We start from the raw sequence: 17,774 nt of genomic DNA, 5'->3' as shown, positions 1-17,774 counted from the left end.
GGGGTTTTGTTTTGGGCGGTCGAAAAGTGTCCACTCTATCCGCGCACGGCTGTCAGGCTGTGTCCGCCCCATGCACCACAGTGCTAAAGTCCACCCCTCGATTTTGCTTTTCCCAAGGAAGCCGTTATGCCGGACGCGACGTCCCTCAGCCCTGGATTCATGGTGGTTCACGGCAACCGCCTGGACGAACTGCGCAGCCTGGTGGTCAGCTGGATGCGCCGTTATCCACTGGCGCCTTTGGAAAACGAAATCGCGTTGGTACAAAGCAACGGCATCGCCCAATGGCTCAAGCTGGCCTTGGCTGAAGATCCGCAAGAAGATGATATGGGCGGCTGCGGCATTGCCGCAGCAATCGACGTGCAACTGCCTGGCAGCTTTATGTGGCAGCTCTACCGCATGGTCCTGGGCCGTGATGAAATTCCACCCAAGTCCCTGCTCGATAAAGCCCCGCTGACCTGGCGTCTTATGCGCCTGTTACCCGAACTGATTGGCCAGCCGCATTTTGAGCCCCTACAGCGCTTCCTGACTCAAGACACCGACCTGCGTAAACGCTACCAACTTGCCGAGCGCCTGGCCGATTTGTTCGACCAATACCAGGTCTACCGCGCTGATTGGCTGGAAGACTGGGCCGCAGGTCGGCACCAACTGCGCAATGGTCGAGGCGAATCCAAGCCCCTCAACCCTGCCAACTGCTGGCAAGCCGAGTTATGGCGTGCGCTGCTGCTGGATGTAGGAGAGGAGGGCATGGCTGAAAGCCGAGCAGGCGTTCACCAGCGCTTCATCGAGCGCATCAACAGCCTTGAGCAAGCGCCGCCCGGCTTGCCTTCCCGGGTGATTGTATTCGGCATTTCATCACTGCCGGCCCAAGCACTGGAAGCCCTCGCTGGCCTGGCCCGTTTCAGCCAGGTCCTGCTCTGTGTACATAACCCTTGCCGCCATCATTGGTCCGACATCGTCGCCGACAAGGATTTACTGCGTAATGAATACAAGCGCCAGGCGCGCAAAGCCGGTATGCCGGTCACTATCGATCCCCAAACCTTGCACCAGCACGCCCATCCGCTACTGGCGGCCTGGGGCAAGCAGGGCCGTGATTACATCAGTTTGTTGGACAGCTACGATGACCCCAACAGCTACCGCGCCGCATTTCGCGATGGGCGCATCGATCTGTTCAGCGACAGCGAACCCACCACGCTGCTCAACCAGCTGCAGGACGATATCCTCGAACTGCGCCCGCTGAATGAAACCCGCGAACTGTGGCCCGCTGTTGATCTGGAGCATGATACGTCCATCCGGTTCCACATCGCCCACAGCGCCCAGCGCGAAGTGGAAATCCTCCACGACCAATTGCTCCAACGCTTCAGCGCCGATCCAACGTTGCGCCCTCGGGACATCATCGTCATGGTTCCCGACGTCGACAGCTACGCGCCGCACATCCGCGCGGTCTTCGGCCAGCTTGAGCGAAATGACCCACGCTTCATCCCCTATACCCTGACAGACCAAGGCCAACGCGGCCGCGATCCTCTACTGATCGCCGTCGAACATCTGCTCAAGCTTCCCGACAGTCGTTTCCCCGTCAGTGAAATCCTCGACCTGCTCGACGTTCCCGCCCTGCGTGAGCGTTTTGCTATCAAAGAGCGCGACCTGCCCACCCTGCATCGCTGGATCGAAGGCGCCGGTATCCGCTGGGGGCTGAACGCCGAACAACGTGTCGGTTTGGGTCTACCCACAGATCTGGAACAAAACAGCTGGCGATTCGGCCTGCGCCGTATGTTGCTGGGCTATGCAGTCGGCACTGGCATGGCCTGTGAAGGTATTGAGCCCTACGACGAAATCGGCGGCCTCGATGCGGCATTGATCGGCCCGCTGGTCGCCCTGCTCGATGCCTTGAATGATGCCCATCAGGCGTTATCACAACCGGCTGCTCCCAGGGTGTGGGGCGAGCGATTGCAACGCTTGATGCAGCTGTTCTTCCTGCCCAGCAGCGAGCACGATGACTACCTCTTGGGCCAGCTTGAGCAACTGAGAGAGACCTGGCTGGAAACCTGCGAATCCGTTGGCTTGCAGGACGAGTTACCGCTTACGGTCGTCCGTGAGGCATGGCTGGCCGGATTGGATCAGGGTCGCTTGTCCCAGCGCTTTCTCGCCGGAGCTGTCAATTTTTGTACCCTGATGCCCATGCGTGCGATCCCGTTCAAGCTGGTCTGCCTGCTCGGCATGAACGACGGCGACTACCCACGAGCACAACCGCCGCTGGACTTCGACCTGATGGGCAGCGACTACCGTCCCGGTGACCGTTCGCGCCGCGAAGACGACCGCTATTTACTGCTCGAAGCGCTGCTCTCGGCCCGCGACCAGCTCTATATCAGTTGGGTTGGCCGCAGCATCCGCGATAACAGCGATCGCCCTGCCTCGGTATTGATCGGCCAGTTGCGCGACCACCTCGCCAGCGGCTGGCAGCACGCCGGCAGCGATAAGCCGCTGATCGACGCAATGACCCAGGAACACCCGCTCCAACCCTTCAGCGCCCGCTACTTCCATGAAAGCGATCCACTGTTCAGCTACGCCCGCGAATGGCAATTGCTGCATGAAGCGCGGGATGTCATGCCCCCAGCGAATGTATTGCTGCAGCATCAACAGGAAGAACCCCTGAGCCTCGGTCAGTTGCAGGACTTCTTGCGCAACCCAGTCAAACATTTCTTCAGCCAGCGTCTGAAAGTATTCTTCGAAGCCGCAGAAGTGCCTCTGGCTGACGAAGAACCCTTCGTCCTCGACGCACTGCAGCGCTATAGCCTCAGCGACAGTCTGCTAAATGCTGCACTGACCCACCCCGATCACCTCGACCAGGCCCTCAACGCCCAAGCCCTGCGTTTGCAGGGCAGCGGCCTGTTGCCGATGGTCGGTTTCGGTGAGTGCCTGCGTAAGGAGTTGATCGAGCCGTTGCCTGACCTGGTGCAGCGCTATCAACAGCTTCTGGCGCTGTGGCCGACCCCACATACCGGCGCTGAACCTATCAGTTTTGAGTATCGAGGCATTCAGTTGGAAGGCTGGATCAGCGGCTTGCATCGCCGCAGTGATGGCGGCCTGTTAAGCGTTACCACCATCCCCAATAGCATTGGCTCGATCAAGACACGCAAGTGGCATCGCTTGATCCGCCCTTGGGTCAACCATGTGGTGGCCTGCGCCTGTGGCCTGCCATTGAGTACCGGCCTGGTAGCAAGTGACGACACCTTGCTGCTCGAGCCGTTGGATAAACCTACTGCCCAGGAAATCCTCGGCAACCTGCTGCTGGCTTGGCACACCGGTATGAGCACACCGCTGCCCGTTGCAGTAAAAACCGCTTTCGCCTGGCTCGGCCAAACTGACCCCGCCAAGGCCCAAGCCGCGGCCAGCAAAGCTTACGAAGGCGATGGCATCACCACTGACGGCGAACGCCGCGAAACGCCTGCTCTCACGCGGCAATTTCCCGACTACGCGGCGTTGGTCGCCAGTGAGGAATTCGAAGGCTGGTGCGAAACCCTGTATCGCCCGCTCATCAACGCACCATGGCGATCGCTTTCCAGCGCGGAGGCCAGCGCATGATCGGCAAACCCTTGGCCCTGGCATTCCCGCTTAAAGGCAGCCAGTTGATTGAAGCCAGTGCCGGCACTGGCAAGACCTTCACCATCTCCGCGTTATACCTGCGCCTGGTGCTCGGCCATGGTGGTGATGAGTCAGGCTTCGGCCGCGAACTGCTGCCGCCGCAAATTCTCGTCGTCACGTTCACCGATGCGGCCACCAAGGAGCTGCGTGAACGCATCCGCATCCGCCTGGCCGAAGCTGCGCGCTTCTTTCGCGACGAAATCGAACAGCCCGATGCGTTGATCGCCGACCTGCGCGAGCAATACGCTCCGCAGCAATGGCCGGCCTGCGCCAACCGCCTGGACATCGCCGCGCAATGGATGGATGAAGCCGCCGTCTCGACTATCCACAGCTGGTGCCAGCGCATGTTGCGTGAACATGCGTTCGACAGTGGCAGCCTGTTCACCCAGACCCTGGAAACTGACCATAGCGACCTGCTGGGCGAAGTGCTGCGCGATTACTGGCGATTGTTCTGCTACCCGATGCACGACGATGCGCTCAACTGGGTGCGCAACAATTGGGGCGGCCCCGCGGCGCTGATGCCAAGGGTGCGTGCGCTGTTCGGCAGCGAGCGGCCCACCGACGAAAGTCGCGAGCCGGCCGAACTGATCAACGCTTGTTTGCAAGAGCGTCGCGCCGCGCTGACGACCCTCAAGGCACCCTGGCAACAATGGGCGGCCGAGCTGCGCGATATCTGCCTGCAAGCCGTCGCCGCCAAAACGGTCGATGGGCGCAAGATGCAAGCGCGCTACTTCGAACCCTGGTTCGAAAAGATCAGTGCCTGGGCCGCCGATGAAACCCTGGAGCAATTGGACATCGGTACCGGCTTCACGCGCCTGACGCCCGAGGGCATGGCCGAAGCCTGGAAGGGCGAACCGCCGCAGCACCCGGGGATCGAGGCGATGGCCGGCCTCAAAGCCAGCCTCGATGCATTGCCAACGCCCGACGCCGCGGTATTGCAACATGCGGCTGGCTGGGTGGGTAAACGCTTCGAAGAAGAGAAACGTCGCCGCGCTGAAATGGGCTTCGACGACATGCTGATCCGCCTCAACGCGGCCCTTCAGGCAGACGGTGGCGAGCGCCTGGCCAGTGTGATCCGTGAGCAATTCCCGGTGGCGCTGATTGATGAATTTCAAGACACCGACCCGGTGCAATACAGCATCTTCGACAGCATCTACCGCATCGACGAAAACCACCTGGACAGTGGCCTGTTCTTGATCGGCGACCCGAAGCAGGCGATCTACGCCTTTCGCGGTGCCGACATCTACACCTACCTGCGCGCCCGGCAGTCCACCACCGGCCGCCATCACACCCTGGGCACCAACTTCCGCTCCAGCCATGCGATGGTCGAAGCGGTGAACCACGTGTTCCAGCGTGCGGAAACCGGCCGTGGTGCGTTCCTGTTCCGCGAGCCCAACGGCGAGAACCCGGTGCCGTTTCACCCGGTGCTGTCCCAGGGCCGCAGCGAGCACCTGCAGGTTGACGGCCAACCGTTGCCGGCCATGAACCTGTGGCACCTGCCTACCGACCAGCCGATTTCCACCGCGGTTTACCGTCAGCACTTGGCTGCGGCCTGCGCCACACAGATCGTCGCGTTGCTCAATGGTGGGCAGCAAGGCACAGCAGGTTTTGTAAAAGAGGGCAGCCTCAAGGGCGTATTGCCGTCAGACATCGCCATCCTCGTACGCGACGGCAAGGAAGCCCAGGCCGTGCGCGCTGAGTTGGCCAGCCGTGGCGTGCGCAGTGTGTACCTGTCGGATAAGGACTCGGTTTTCGCCGCCCAGGAAGCTCACGACCTGCTGGCCTGGCTCAAGGCCTGCGCCGAGCCGGATGTCGAGCGCCCGCTGCGCGCCGCCCTGGCCTGCGTCACCTTGAACCTGTCCCTGGCGGAACTGGAGCGTCTGAACCAGGACGAATTGGCGTGGGAATCGCGCGTGATGCAGTTCCGTGGCTACCGCGCAATCTGGCGCACCCAAGGCGTGCTGCCGATGCTGCGTCGCCTGCTCCACGACTTCAAGCTGCCTCAAACCCTTATCGCCCGCAGTGATGGCGAGCGCGTGCTGACCAACCTGTTGCACCTCAGTGAGTTGCTGCAACAAGCCGCGTCGGAACTCGATGGTGAACAGGCGTTGATCCGCCACTTGGCCGAACACCTGGCACTGTCGGGCCAGGCCGGTGAAGAACAGATCCTGCGTCTGGAAAGCGATGAGCAACTGGTCAAGGTGGTGACCATCCACAAATCCAAGGGCCTGGAATACGACCTGGTGTTCTTGCCCTTCATCTGCTCGGCCAAACCGGTGGATGGCAGTCGCTTGCCGCTGCATTACCACGATGAACACGGCAAGTCCCAAGTGAGCCTGCGGCCAACGGCCGAGCTGATCGCCCAAGCCGATGACGAGCGCCTGGCCGAAGACCTGCGTTTGTTCTACGTGGCCTTGACCCGCGCCAAACACGCGTGCTGGCTGGGCATTGCCGACCTCAAGCGCGGCAATAACAGCAGCTCGGTCTTGCACCTGTCGGCATTGGGGTATTTGCTGGGGGGCGGGACGTCGTTGGGCGAGTCCACCGGCCTGGCGCGCTGGTTGCTGGATTTACAGGAAGGTTGCCCGGCCATCCGTTATGGCCTTGTGCCGGATATCCAGGACATCCTGTTTCACCCGCCGCGCAATGAAGCGACGTTGCTTGCGCCGTTGCTGCCCAAACGCAAGGCTGCGGAAAACTGGTGGATTGCCTCCTACAGTGCCTTGCGCATTGGCGACAGCATGAGCGCCGCCAGCCTCGAAGCGCCGGAAAGCCCGCAGGCCCAGAAGCTGTTCGATGACGAACGCCTCGACCCCGATGCACCACGGGAAGTGGTGGCGTCCGGCGGTGATATTCACCGTTTCCCACGCGGGCCTAATCCAGGCACCTTCCTCCACGGCTTGTTGGAGTGGGCCGGTGAAGAGGGTTTCAACGTGACGCCCGAGGCCATTGAAAAGGCCGTGGGCGCACGCTGTAACCGCCGCAATTGGGAAGGCTGGATCGTCACCCTCAGCGGCTGGCTGGGGCATCTGTTGCAAACGCCGTTGCCGCTGTACAACGACCACGTGACCCTCAGCGGTCTTGAGCAGTACCAGATTGAAATGGAGTTCTGGTTCGCCAGTCACACAGTCGATGTGCTCGCCCTCGACAAGCTGGTGTGCCGGCACACCCACGGCGGCGTTTCCCGTGTGGCCGCGGAGCCGGTGCTGCTCAACGGCATGTTCAAGGGGTTTATCGACCTGACGTTCGAACACGAGGGGCGCTACTACGTGGCGGACTACAAATCCAACTGGCTCGGCCCCGACGATTCGGCCTACACCCAGCAAGCCATGGAGCAGTCGATCCTTGAGCATCGGTACGACCTGCAATACGTACTTTACCTGCTGGCCCTGCATCGCCAGCTCAAGGCACGCCTGCCCGATTATGACTACGACCAGCACGTCGGCGGCGCCTTGTACCTGTTCCTGCGTGGCACCCAGTCGGTGAGCCAGGGGGCGTATTTCACCCGGCCGCCCCGTGAGCTGATCGAAAGCCTGGACCTGTTGTTCCAGGGCAAGCCAATTGCGCCCAAGGTCGAGCCCGTCTGGGAACAAGGAGTGTTGCTATGAGCCTGTCGCCGTTACCGCTGGAGGAGCTGGCACCGCTGAGTCACGCCACTGACCTGGTGCAGTTGCTTGAGCGTTGGGTCGAGCGTGGCTGGTTGCGGGCCCTGGACAAAGCCTTCGTCGGCTTCCTGCACGAGCTTGATGCCCAGGCCGATCCCTTGGTGCTGCTGGCGGCCGCGTTGACCAGCCATCAACTGGGCCATGGCCACGTCTGCCTGGACCTGTTCGAAACCCTCAAGACGCCGGACTTCGCCCTGTCTTTGCCGCCCGAAGGCGACCTGCACACCGGCGCCATGCTGCTGCCGTCGCAGTTGCTGCACGGCCTGGACGGTGCCCATTGGTGCCATGCCCTGGCGGGCAGCCCACTGGTCGCGCTGGCGGTCGATGGCAGCGACGTGGCCCAGAGCCGGCCATTGGTGTTGTCCGGCAAACGCCTGTACCTGCGCCGCTACTGGACCTACGAGCGACGTATCGATCGCGCCCTGCGCCTGCGCCTCGCGAGCGTGGAGCCCGCAGCTGCCGATTTGCCACAACGCCTCAACCGCCTGTTCGACCAACCGGCGCCGGATGGGGTGATTGATTGGCAAAAACTTGCCTGTGCGCTGGCTACCCGCGGCGCATTCAGTATCGTCACCGGCGGCCCCGGCACCGGCAAGACCACCACCGTAGTGCGCCTGCTTGCGTTGCTGCAGGCGCCCGCCGTGGAGTCCGGCAGCCCGTTGCGCATTCGCCTGGCCGCGCCCACCGGTAAAGCCGCTGCGCGCCTGACCGAATCCATCAGCCAGCAAGTGCTGTCGCTGACAGTGCCCGACAGCGTGCGGGAAAAAATCCCGACGCAGGTCACCACGGTTCACCGCCTGCTGGGCAGTCGTCCCGGTACTCGCCACTTCCGGCATCACCTCGGTAATCCATTGCCGTTGGACGTGCTGGTGGTGGATGAAGCCTCGATGATCGACCTGGAAATGATGGCCAACCTGCTCGACGCCTTGCCATCCCATGCGCGTCTGGTATTGCTGGGCGACAAGGACCAATTGGCGTCGGTGGAAGCGGGTGCGGTACTCGGTGATTTGTGTCGTGATGCCGAAGACGGCTGGTACAGCCCGCACACTCGGCAATGGCTGCAAGCCGTCAGCGGCGAAGACCTCAGTGCCAGCGGCCTGCAAGAAGACCTCGACGGTAGCCATCCCCTGGCCCAGCAGGTGGTGATGCTGCGCTATTCACGTCGTTTCGGCGAAGGCAGCGGCATCGGCCAGCTGGCGCGCTGGGTCAACCAGCAAAATGCCGAACAGGCACGTCAGCTGTTGGCCGCAGGTCGTCATGACGACCTGTTTTGCGTCAGCCTCAAGGGCGAGCATGACTATGCCCTTGAGCGCCTGGTGCTGGACGGCCAGGGCGACGGCGCCCAAGGCTATCGCTACTACCTGAATCTGCTGCAATCGGCACGTCCACCCTTGGATACGCCACGTGATGACGCGGCCTGGACGTATTGGGCGCAACAGTTGCTGCAAGCCTTCGATGCGTTCCAACTGCTCTGCGCGGTGCGCAAAGGCCCTTGGGGCGTTGAAGGGTTGAATCAGCGCATCACCGCGGCCCTGCGCAAAGTACGCCTGATCGAAGGCGACGAGCAGTGGTACGAAGGTCGTCCGGTACTGATGACCCGTAACGATTACGGCCTGGGCCTGATGAACGGCGACATCGGTATCGCGTTGAAATTGCCCGAAAACGAGGGCGGCTCCCACGTGCTGCGGGTGGCCTTCCCACGTAACGATGGCCAGGGCGGCGTACGTTTTGTGCTGCCCAGCCGCTTGAATGATGTTGAAACCGTGTATGCGATGACCGTGCACAAATCCCAGGGCTCGGAGTTCACCCATACGGCGCTGATCCTTCCGGACGCTTTGAACCCGGTGTTGACCAAGGAGTTGATCTATACCGGTATTACCCGCGCCAAGCGCTGGTTCAGCTTGATCGAGCCCCGCGGTGGGGTGTTTGAGGAGGCGGTACGGCGCAAGGTCAAGCGTTTGAGCGGGTTGATGCTGGAGTTGGACGCCGTGCCTGAAAAACTGACTGATAGGTCATGAAATATTTCTGATTCAGATGTCTGATTTTTCTGAAAAAATAGTAGGCCTCGTGTCAGCCGTGCGGCATGGGGTTTCCCGCCGCTGTGCTATCGTTGCGGCATCACCCTGGAAAATACCTGAGAGAAGTGCTGCATGAACGTGGCTGTCTCGCCCACAGAGCGCAGTTTGAGCTGGAGACGGATGTTGCTGGTGGCGGTTCTGTGCCTGCTCGCACCGCGCGTCTGGGCGCAGACGCCGAGCCTCGCCGAGCAGCGCGCCCAGGCGGTCACCCAGGTCGTCCTGGGCATTCTCAGTTATGCGCGATGGCCGGTGGAGCCTGCGCAATTGCGGCTGTGTGTTGTGGGGCCGACTCAGTACACCGATGACCTGGTCAAAGGCACCACCCAGGCCACCGGTCGTCCAGTGCTGGTACGGCGCCTGCTGGTCGATCATCCGGATATCGTCAATGCCTGCGATGCCGTCTACATCGGCAAAATCACCCCCGACGAACGCAACCGCCTGTTTACCTCATTGATTGGCCACCCTGTACTCAGCATTAGCGAAGGGGGCGACCAGTGCACGGTGGGCAGCCTGTTCTGCCTGCGCGTCAGCGATGAGCAGGTGTCGTTCGAGGTCAACCTGGATTCAGTCGCCCGCAGCGGCGTGCGTATCCATCCCAGTGTGTTGCAGTTGTCTCGCCGTCGAGCGCCTGGCTCATGAGCCGCGATAAAGTGCGGCCGACCCTGCGCTCGGTGATTGCCCGCGGGCATATGATTCTGGCGCTGGTGGCGGTCACCCTGGCCAGTGTGTCCCTGACCCTGCTCGGCGTACTTGCCCTGCGGGTTTACGCCGAGCACAACCTGCACCTGATCGCCCGCTCCATCAACTACACCGTGGAAGCGGCTGTAGTGTTCAACGACAGCGCGGCGGCCACCGAAGCCCTGAGCCTGATCGCCTCCACCGAAGAAGTGGCCCAGGCAGAAGTATTCGATATCAACGGCAAGCTGCTGGCGCGCTGGGTTCGCCCGGAAACCGGCATGTTGTCACGGGTCGAGTTGCAAATAGCGCACGCCCTGCTCGAACAGCCCATCAGCCAGCCGATTCTGCGCCAAGGGCAAACCGTCGGCAGCATCCATCTGGTCGGCCACGGTGGCAGCCTGTTGCGCTTCTTGCTCAGCGGCCTGATCGGGATTCTGATCTGCACCGCCCTCAGCGCCTGGGTGGCCTTGCACTTGTCGCGGCGTCTGTTAAATGGCATCACCGTGCCACTGCAACGCCTGGCCGCCGTCGCTCACGCCGCGCGCAGCGAGCGAGACTTTGACCGCCGCGTACCCTCGGCGCAGATCGCCGAACTCGACAGCCTGGGCAGCGACTTCAACGCCCTGCTCGGCGAGATGGAGGCCTGGCAGAGCCACCTGCAAAGCGAAAACGAAACCCTGGCCCACCAGGCCAGCCATGACAGCCTCACTGGCCTGCCCAACCGCGCGTTCTTCGAAGGCCGGCTTATTCGCGCCTTGCGTAGTGCCGCCAAGGTCAACGAGCGGGTGGCGGTGCTGTTTCTCGACAGCGACCGCTTCAAAGACATCAACGACAGCTTCGGTCACGCTGCTGGCGATGCCGTGTTGGTGGCTGTTGCCGATCGCGTGCGTGCGCAACTGCGCGAGGATGACCTGGTGGCACGCCTGGGCGGCGATGAATTTGCGGTATTGCTGGCGCCGCTGCACAAGGCCGAAGACGCCCATCGCATCGCCGATAAAATCATTGCCAGCATGGACGTGCCGATTTCGCTGCCAGGGGGTACTCAGGTGTTGACCTCCCTCAGTATCGGCATTGCCATTTATCCCGATCATGGCGCCACTCCCGGCACCTTGCTCAACGCCGCCGATGCGGCGATGTACCAGGCCAAACGCCTGTCTTCAGGCGGCCAGCAAACGGCGGAGTCGGAGCATCCCGTCGTCAACGTTCAACACAGGAGTTGATTCCCTTGTTCGCTAACACACGCGTTTTATTTATTTCCTTACTCGTTGCCTTCCTGGCCCTCAGCGGCTGCCAGACGCCCCCGCCCAAGGGGCTCACCCCGGCGCAAGTCGCCGTACTCAAGCAGCAAGGCTTCGAGCTGACCGACGAGGGCTGGGCCTTCGGCCTGTCCGGCAAGGTCCTGTTTGGCAGCGACATCGAAACCCTCAATAAACCCAGCACCGACATCGTCGAACGCATCGGCCAGGCCCTGGTAGGCGCGGGCATCGAGCGCGTACGTGTCGACGGCCACACCGACGCCTCGGGCAAAGAACCCTACAACGTGGCGCTGTCCCTGCGCCGCGCCAAGAGCGTGGGCAAGGTGCTGACCCGCGTGGGTATGAAAGAAGAAAACATCCAACTGCGCGGTTTGGGCAGCAGCGAGCCGGTGGCGCCGAATACGACCACAGCAGGCCGCACCGAGAATCGCCGGGTGTCGATTGTTGTGATCGCAGACTAAGCGGGTTCACCTTCCCCCAGCTGAAATGCATTCAATATGTGGGAGCTGGCTTGCCTGTGATGGCGGTTGATCGGTAGATATAGCTTTTGCTGATACACCGCTATCGCAGGCAAGCCAGCTCCCACATTCAGCCTGCAAACCGCATCTCCCGCGTCTGCCCCATCAACAACCCTTGATTCTGCTCAGTCACCTCCCTGATGTAATCCCACAACAACGTAATCCGTTTCAACTTCCTCAAATCCTCCCGGCAATACATCCAGAACTGCCGCGTAATCGCAATCTGCTCTCCCAGCACCGGCAACAAGCGCGGATCCTGCGCCGCCAGAAAACACGGCAATATCGCCATCGACCGGCCCTGCTGCGCCGCCACGTACTGCGCGATCACGCTGGTACTGCGCAGGCTGGCGCTGGCGCCGGGCACCACGTTGGCCAGGTACAGCAGCTCCGAGCTGAAGGCCAGGTCATCCACGTAGCTGATAAACGGATGCTCGGCCAAATCCGCAGGTTTGCGGATTGGCGGGTGTTGGTCGAGGTAGTCCTGGGTGGCGTACAGCTGCAGTTTGTAGTCGCACAGTTTGCAGCACACATACGGCCCGTGTTCCGGGCGCTCCAGGGCGATGACGATGTCGGCTTCGCGCTTGGACAGGCTGATGAAGTGGGGCAGGGGCAGGATGTCTACCGAGATCGCGGGATAAGTGTCGACGAAATGGCTCAACTGCGGGGTGACGAAGAAGCTACCGAACCCTTCGGTGCAGCCCATGCGCACATGGCCGGACAGCGCCACGCCGGAGCCGGAGACTTGTTCGCAGGCCATGTGCAGGGTGCTTTCGATGGACTCCGCGTAGCCGAGCAAACGCTGGCCCTCGGTGGTGAGCACGAAGCCGCTGGTCCGGGATTTTTCGAACAGCAACGTACCGAGCGACACTTCCAGTGAACTGATGCGCCGCGACACGGTGGTGTAGTCCACCGCCAGGCGCTTGGCGGCCACGCTGGCCTTGCGGGTGCGCGCCACTTCGAGGAAAAACTTCAGGTCATCCCAGTTCAGGGCGCCTAGAGAGGTGATGTTTTTTTGCATATTGGACCGGCTTTTATGTGCGTTCTTATTAGAAGTTTGCACATCTATACTCCAAAAACAGTCCGAACGCCTCATTCTTCAAGGCGATTCAACGCCTTGGTTCTCTGCATAACTACAAGATTCTGGAGACCACATGAACGCATCTGCCGATATTTCCGTGCAACAGGTCAAGTTGCTGATCAACGGCGAGTGGGTCGAATCCAAGACCACCGAGTGGCAAGACATCGTCAACCCGGCCACCCAACAAGTGCTGGCCAAGGTCCCGTTTGCCACTGCCGATGAAGTCAACGCTGCCATCGACGCCGCCCATCGCGCCTTTCAGACCTGGAAGCTGACGCCGATCGGTGCGCGGATGCGCATCATGCTCAAGCTGCAAGCCCTGATCCGTGAACACTCCAAGCGTATCGCCGTGGTCCTCAGCGCCGAGCAGGGCAAGACCATTGCCGATGCCGAGGGCGATATTTTTCGTGGTCTGGAGGTGGTCGAACACGCCTGTTCCATCGGCACCCTGCAAATGGGCGAATTCGCCGAAAACGTGGCCGGTGGCGTGGACACCTACACCCTGCGCCAACCTATCGGTGTGTGCGCCGGCATCACTCCGTTCAACTTCCCGGCGATGATTCCGCTGTGGATGTTCCCGATGGCGATTGCCTGCGGTAATACCTTCGTCCTCAAGCCTTCCGAGCAAGACCCGTTGTCGACCATGCTGCTGGTGGAGCTGGCGCTGGAAGCCGGTGTGCCGGCCGGTGTGCTCAACGTGGTGCATGGCGGTAAGGACGTGGTGGATGCGCTCTGTACTCACAAAGATATCAAGGCCGTGTCCTTCGTCGGTTCCACCGCCGTCGGCACCCATGTCTACGACCTGGCCGGCAAACACGGCAAGCGCGTGCAGTCGATGATGGGCGCCAAGAACCACGCCGTGGTGCTGCCGGATGCCAACCGTGAACACACCCTCAATGCCCTGGTCGGCGCCGGTTTCGGCGCGGCGGGCCAGCGTTGCATGGCCACCTCGGTGGTGGTGCTGGTGGGCGCGTCCAAGCAGTGGCTGCCGGATCTCAAGGCTCTGGCACAAAAGCTCAAGGTCAATGCTGGCAGCGAAGCCGGCACGGATGTCGGCCCGGTGATCTCCAAGCGCGCCAAGGCACGCATCCTTGAACTGATCGAAAGCGGCGTGAAAGAAGGCGCCAAGCTGGAGCTGGATGGCCGCGATATCAAGGTGCCGGGCTTCGAACAAGGTAACTTTGTCGGCCCGACTCTGTTCTCGGGCGTGACCACCGACATGCGCATCTACACCGAGGAAATCTTCGGCCCCGTGCTGGTAGTGCTGGAAGTCGACACCCTCGACCAAGCCATCGCCCTGGTTAACGCCAACCCGTTCGGCAATGGCACGGGCCTGTTCACCCAAAGTGGTGCGGCGGCGCGTAAGTTCCAGAGCGAAATCGATGTTGGCCAGGTCGGCATCAACATTCCGATTCCGGTGCCAGTGCCGTTCTTCAGCTTCACCGGCTCGCGCGGTTCCAAGCTCGGCGACCTGGGCCCGTACGGCAAGCAAGTGGTGCAGTTCTACACCCAGACCAAAACCGTCACCAGCCGCTGGTTCGATGACGACACGGTCAACGATGGCGTCAACACCACCATCAACCTGCGCTGAACCTGGGAGACGACCATGAAGATTGCATTTATCGGCCTGGGCAACATGGGCGCGCCCATGGCCCGCAACCTGATCAAGGCTGGGCACGCGCTTAATCTATTCGACCTGAACCAGGCGGTACTCAAGGAACTCGCCGAACTGGGCGGCACCATCAGCAGCTCACCGCGTGATGCGGCCCAGGGCGCAGAACTGGTGATTACCATGCTGCCGGCCGCTGCTCACGTGCGCAGCGTATGGCTCAATGACGACGGTGTGCTCGCGGGCATCGGCAAAGGCGTCCCAGCGGTGGATTGCAGCACCATCGATCCGCAAACCATCCGTGATGTAGCTGCAGCGGCAGCGAAACAAGGCGTGGCAGTGGCCGATGCACCGGTCTCCGGTGGCACCGGCGGTGCCCAGGCCGGGACGCTGACCTTTATGGTCGGCGCCAACCCGGAATTATTCGCTACCCTGCAACCGGTGCTGGCGCAGATGGGCCGCAACATCGTGCACTGCGGCGATGTCGGCACCGGGCAAATCGCCAAGATCTGTAACAACCTGCTGCTGGGTATCAGCATGGTCGGCGTCAGTGAGGCCATGGCCCTGGGCGATGCGCTCGGCATTGATACGCAAGTGCTGGCCGGCATCATCAACAGCTCCACCGGGCGCTGCTGGAGTTCCGATACCTACAACCCGTGGCCGGGTGTGATTGAAACTGCTCCGTCATCGCGTGGCTATACCGGTGGCTTCGGCGCCGACCTGATGCTCAAGGACTTGGGCCTGGCTACTGAGGCCGCACGGCAGGTACACCAACCGGTGATTCTTGGCGCGGTGGCCCAGCAGTTGTATCAGTCGATGAGCCAGCGTGGGGAAGGGGGCAAGGACTTCTCGGCGATCATCAACAGTTATCGCAAGCTCAAATAAACTGTGGCGAGGGAGCTTGCTCCCGCTGGACTGCGCAGCAGTTCCATCTTTTGGGGCCGCTACGCGCCCCAGCGGGAGCAAGCTCCCTCGCCACAGGTTCTTGCTGATCAAGCAAAAACGAAGTACTTGCGCACGGTCTCCACTACTTCCCAGGTACCTTTCATGCCTGGCTCCACCACGAAGATATCCCCAGCGCGCAAATGGATCGGCGCCATGCCTTCAGGTGTGATCACGCAGTAGCCTTCCTGGAAATGGCAGTATTCCCACTTCACGTACTCCACGTACCACTTGCCCGGCGTGCAGATCCAGGTGCCCATGATCTTGCTGCCGTCTTCGCTGGTATAGGCGTTGAGGTTGACGGTGTGCGGGTCGCCTTCAAGCTTTTCCCATTTGCAGGCATCCAGGACCGGCAGTGGGTGGGTGTCGCGCAGTACGGTGATGGGCTTGGACATGATGACTCCGAGGTAAGGGAACAAGAGTCGAACCCTATAGCGTCGCGGCCAGGGCTGGTGGTCTGGACTCGACATCGGTATGCCCAGAAGCGCAGTTAATGTGGGAGGGGGCTTGCTCCCGATAGCAGTGTGTCAGTCACTGCTATGGCTACTGACACACCGCTATCGGGAGCAAGCCCCCTCCCACATTGGATCTGTGTAATTGTTCGGTAATTTGTCCTTTTATCGCAGTAACTGCGAAAGATTTCCCGTGTTGCGCCAGAATTCGCAAGAAAATTCAGAGCTGGCCCTCGTATCATTCACCCCAGTACCCAGTGAGAGCCTTGCAATGAACCCAATAAAAACGTGGTGGGATATCAGCCCGCCCTTGAGCACGGCGACCCCGACCTGGCCGGGCGATACGCCGTTCCAGGAAGAGCGCGTGTGGCAGTTCGGCCCGGAGTGTCCGGTAAATGTGGGCCGCGTAACCCTGTCGCCGCACACCGGTGCCCATGTGGATGCACCGCTGCATTACAGCGCCGATGGCGCGCCGATTGGCGAGGTTTCGCTGGATGTGTACATGGGCCCGTGCCGGGTATTGCATTGCCTGGGCAGCGGCGCGTTGGTGCAGCCGCATCAGTTGCAAGGGCGTGTGGATAACCTGCCGGAGCGCGTGCTCTTGCGTACTTATCCACAAGCGCCATTGACTGAATGGGATTCGAATTTCACTGCCATCGCCCCGCAAACCATTGAGCTGCTCGCCGGCCTGGGTGTGCGCCTGATCGGTATCGATACGCCGTCCCTGGACCCGCAACAATCCAAGACCATGGATTCCCACAACGCCGTGGCGCGCCATGGCATGGCGATCCTCGAAGGCATCGTGCTCGATGAAGTGCCGGAGGGCGACTATGAACTGATCGCGCTGCCGCTACGTTTTGCCCATCTCGATGCCAGCCCGGTCCGCGCCATTCTCCGCCCGCTCAAGGAGCCCACGCGATGAGCCAATGTCCTTTCTCAGCTGATTACCAACCGCCGGAAGAATGGCATAACGCCGAACTGAATTTTTGCGAGTCCATGAGCTATGGCGATTACCTGGACCTGGGCAAAGTCCTCAGCGCCCAGCACCCGCTTTCTCCAGACCACAACGAAATGCTCTTCATCATCCAGCACCAGACCTCGGAGCTGTGGATGAAGCTGATGCTTCACGAACTCAAGGCTGCCCGCGAACATGTGCGCCTGGGTGAGCTGCCACCAGCGTTCAAGATGCTGGCGCGGGTGTCGCGGATCTTCGATCAACTGGTACACGCCTGGGCCGTGCTGGCGACCATGACGCCGTCGGAGTACAAGGCGATTCGCCCGTTCCTGGGGCAGTCGTCGGGGTTTCAGTCGTTCCAGTACCGTGAGATCGAATTCATCCTGGGCAACAAAAGCCGGGCGCTGCTGCGGCCCCATGCTCATCGCCCGGATTTGCTGCAGCAATTGCAGGTGGCAATTGCCACGCCGTCGCTGTATGACGAAGCGGTCAACCTGATGGTCAAGGCCGGACTGGCGATTGACCCGCAGCGCGCCGAACGCGACCCGACGGCGGCCACAGTGCATGACGACTCCGTGGAGGCGGCGTGGCGCGAGGTGTATCGCGACCCGAATCGGTACTGGGACCTGTATCAGTTGGCCGAGAAGTTTATCGACCTGGAAGATTCGTTCCGCCAATGGCGCTTCCGGCATGTCACCACGGTGGAGCGCATCATCGGCTTCCAGCCGGGTACCGGCGGCACCGAAGGCGTGGGTTACCTGCGCAAGATGCTCGACACGGTACTGTTTCCCGAACTCTGGCGAGTACGTTCCACGCTCTAAACAAAAAAGCCCCGGATCTCCGGGGCTTTTCATTTGGAATGCAGCTAAAAATGTGGGAGGGAGCAAGCCCCCTCCCACAGAGG

The 17,774-nt window shown here is 61.4% G+C and carries 12 protein-coding genes; 10 read left to right on the top strand and 2 right to left on the bottom strand.

What is annotated here, in order from left to right:
- The first annotated feature begins 126 nt into the window (after positions 1-126).
- The 6 genes from recC to E4P00_RS00520 all read left to right on the top strand — a co-directional run bounded on the left by recC (position 127) and on the right by E4P00_RS00520 (position 11,777).
- Entirely contained in the window at positions 127-3,579 is a 3,453-nt protein-coding gene (gene recC / locus E4P00_RS00545; protein WP_248130485.1) for an exodeoxyribonuclease V subunit gamma, read from the top strand.
- The gene (recB, locus tag E4P00_RS00540; RefSeq protein WP_248130484.1) at positions 3,576-7,247 is read left to right on the top strand and encodes an exodeoxyribonuclease V subunit beta; all 3,672 of its coding nucleotides are present in this window, start codon (positions 3,576-3,578) and stop codon (positions 7,245-7,247) included. The genes recC and recB overlap by 4 nt, the downstream gene beginning before the upstream one ends.
- Entirely contained in the window at positions 7,244-9,322 is a 2,079-nt protein-coding gene (gene recD / locus E4P00_RS00535; protein WP_248130483.1) for an exodeoxyribonuclease V subunit alpha, read from the top strand. The genes recB and recD overlap by 4 nt, the downstream gene beginning before the upstream one ends.
- A 132-nt stretch (positions 9,323-9,454) precedes the next feature.
- Complete coding sequence (locus tag E4P00_RS00530; RefSeq protein ID WP_032879475.1) at positions 9,455-10,021, top strand: YfiR family protein; 567 nt, start codon at positions 9,455-9,457, stop codon at positions 10,019-10,021.
- Complete coding sequence (locus E4P00_RS00525; protein ID WP_032879477.1) at positions 10,018-11,280, top strand: diguanylate cyclase; 1,263 nt, start codon at positions 10,018-10,020, stop codon at positions 11,278-11,280. Before E4P00_RS00530 ends, E4P00_RS00525 begins: the two co-directional genes overlap by 4 nt.
- A gap of 5 nt (positions 11,281-11,285) precedes the next feature.
- Complete coding sequence (locus E4P00_RS00520) at positions 11,286-11,777, top strand: OmpA family protein (RefSeq protein ID WP_032879478.1); 492 nt, start codon at positions 11,286-11,288, stop codon at positions 11,775-11,777.
- Between the two features lie 127 nt (positions 11,778-11,904).
- On the opposite strand, the gene E4P00_RS00515 is transcribed toward E4P00_RS00520, so the two are convergent.
- The gene (locus E4P00_RS00515) at positions 11,905-12,852 is read right to left on the bottom strand and encodes a LysR family transcriptional regulator (protein ID WP_078822302.1); all 948 of its coding nucleotides are present in this window, start codon (positions 12,850-12,852) and stop codon (positions 11,905-11,907) included.
- Between the two features lie 133 nt (positions 12,853-12,985).
- On the opposite strand from E4P00_RS00515, the gene E4P00_RS00510 reads away from it, so the two are divergent.
- Both E4P00_RS00510 and mmsB read left to right on the top strand, forming a co-directional pair.
- A complete protein-coding gene (locus tag E4P00_RS00510) occupies positions 12,986-14,503 on the top strand; it encodes a CoA-acylating methylmalonate-semialdehyde dehydrogenase (protein WP_032879481.1) in 1,518 nt (505 codons plus the stop codon).
- 15 nt (positions 14,504-14,518) lie between these two features.
- Complete coding sequence (gene mmsB, locus E4P00_RS00505; RefSeq protein ID WP_078822301.1) at positions 14,519-15,406, top strand: 3-hydroxyisobutyrate dehydrogenase; 888 nt, start codon at positions 14,519-14,521, stop codon at positions 15,404-15,406.
- A gap of 107 nt (positions 15,407-15,513) precedes the next feature.
- Here mmsB and E4P00_RS00500 read toward each other — a convergent pair whose 3' ends face one another.
- On the bottom strand, positions 15,514-15,858 hold the full coding sequence (locus tag E4P00_RS00500; protein WP_003194115.1) for a cupin domain-containing protein: 345 nt from the start codon (positions 15,856-15,858) through the stop codon (positions 15,514-15,516).
- A gap of 328 nt (positions 15,859-16,186) precedes the next feature.
- On the opposite strand from E4P00_RS00500, the gene kynB reads away from it, so the two are divergent.
- Together kynB and kynA are read left to right on the top strand one after the other, a co-directional pair.
- On the top strand, positions 16,187-16,837 hold the full coding sequence (kynB, locus tag E4P00_RS00495) for an arylformamidase (protein WP_005791369.1): 651 nt from the start codon (positions 16,187-16,189) through the stop codon (positions 16,835-16,837).
- Entirely contained in the window at positions 16,834-17,691 is an 858-nt protein-coding gene (gene kynA / locus E4P00_RS00490) for a tryptophan 2,3-dioxygenase (protein ID WP_248130482.1), read from the top strand. The genes kynB and kynA overlap by 4 nt, the downstream gene beginning before the upstream one ends.
- Positions 17,692-17,774 lie beyond the last annotated feature (83 nt).

The organism is Pseudomonas sp. B329 (assembly GCF_023127835.1).
Taxonomy (GTDB): Bacteria; Pseudomonadota; Gammaproteobacteria; order Pseudomonadales; family Pseudomonadaceae; genus Aquipseudomonas; species Aquipseudomonas synxantha_A.
Note: the sequence above shows the minus strand (reverse complement) of the source record. Positions and strands in the feature narration are given on the sequence as shown.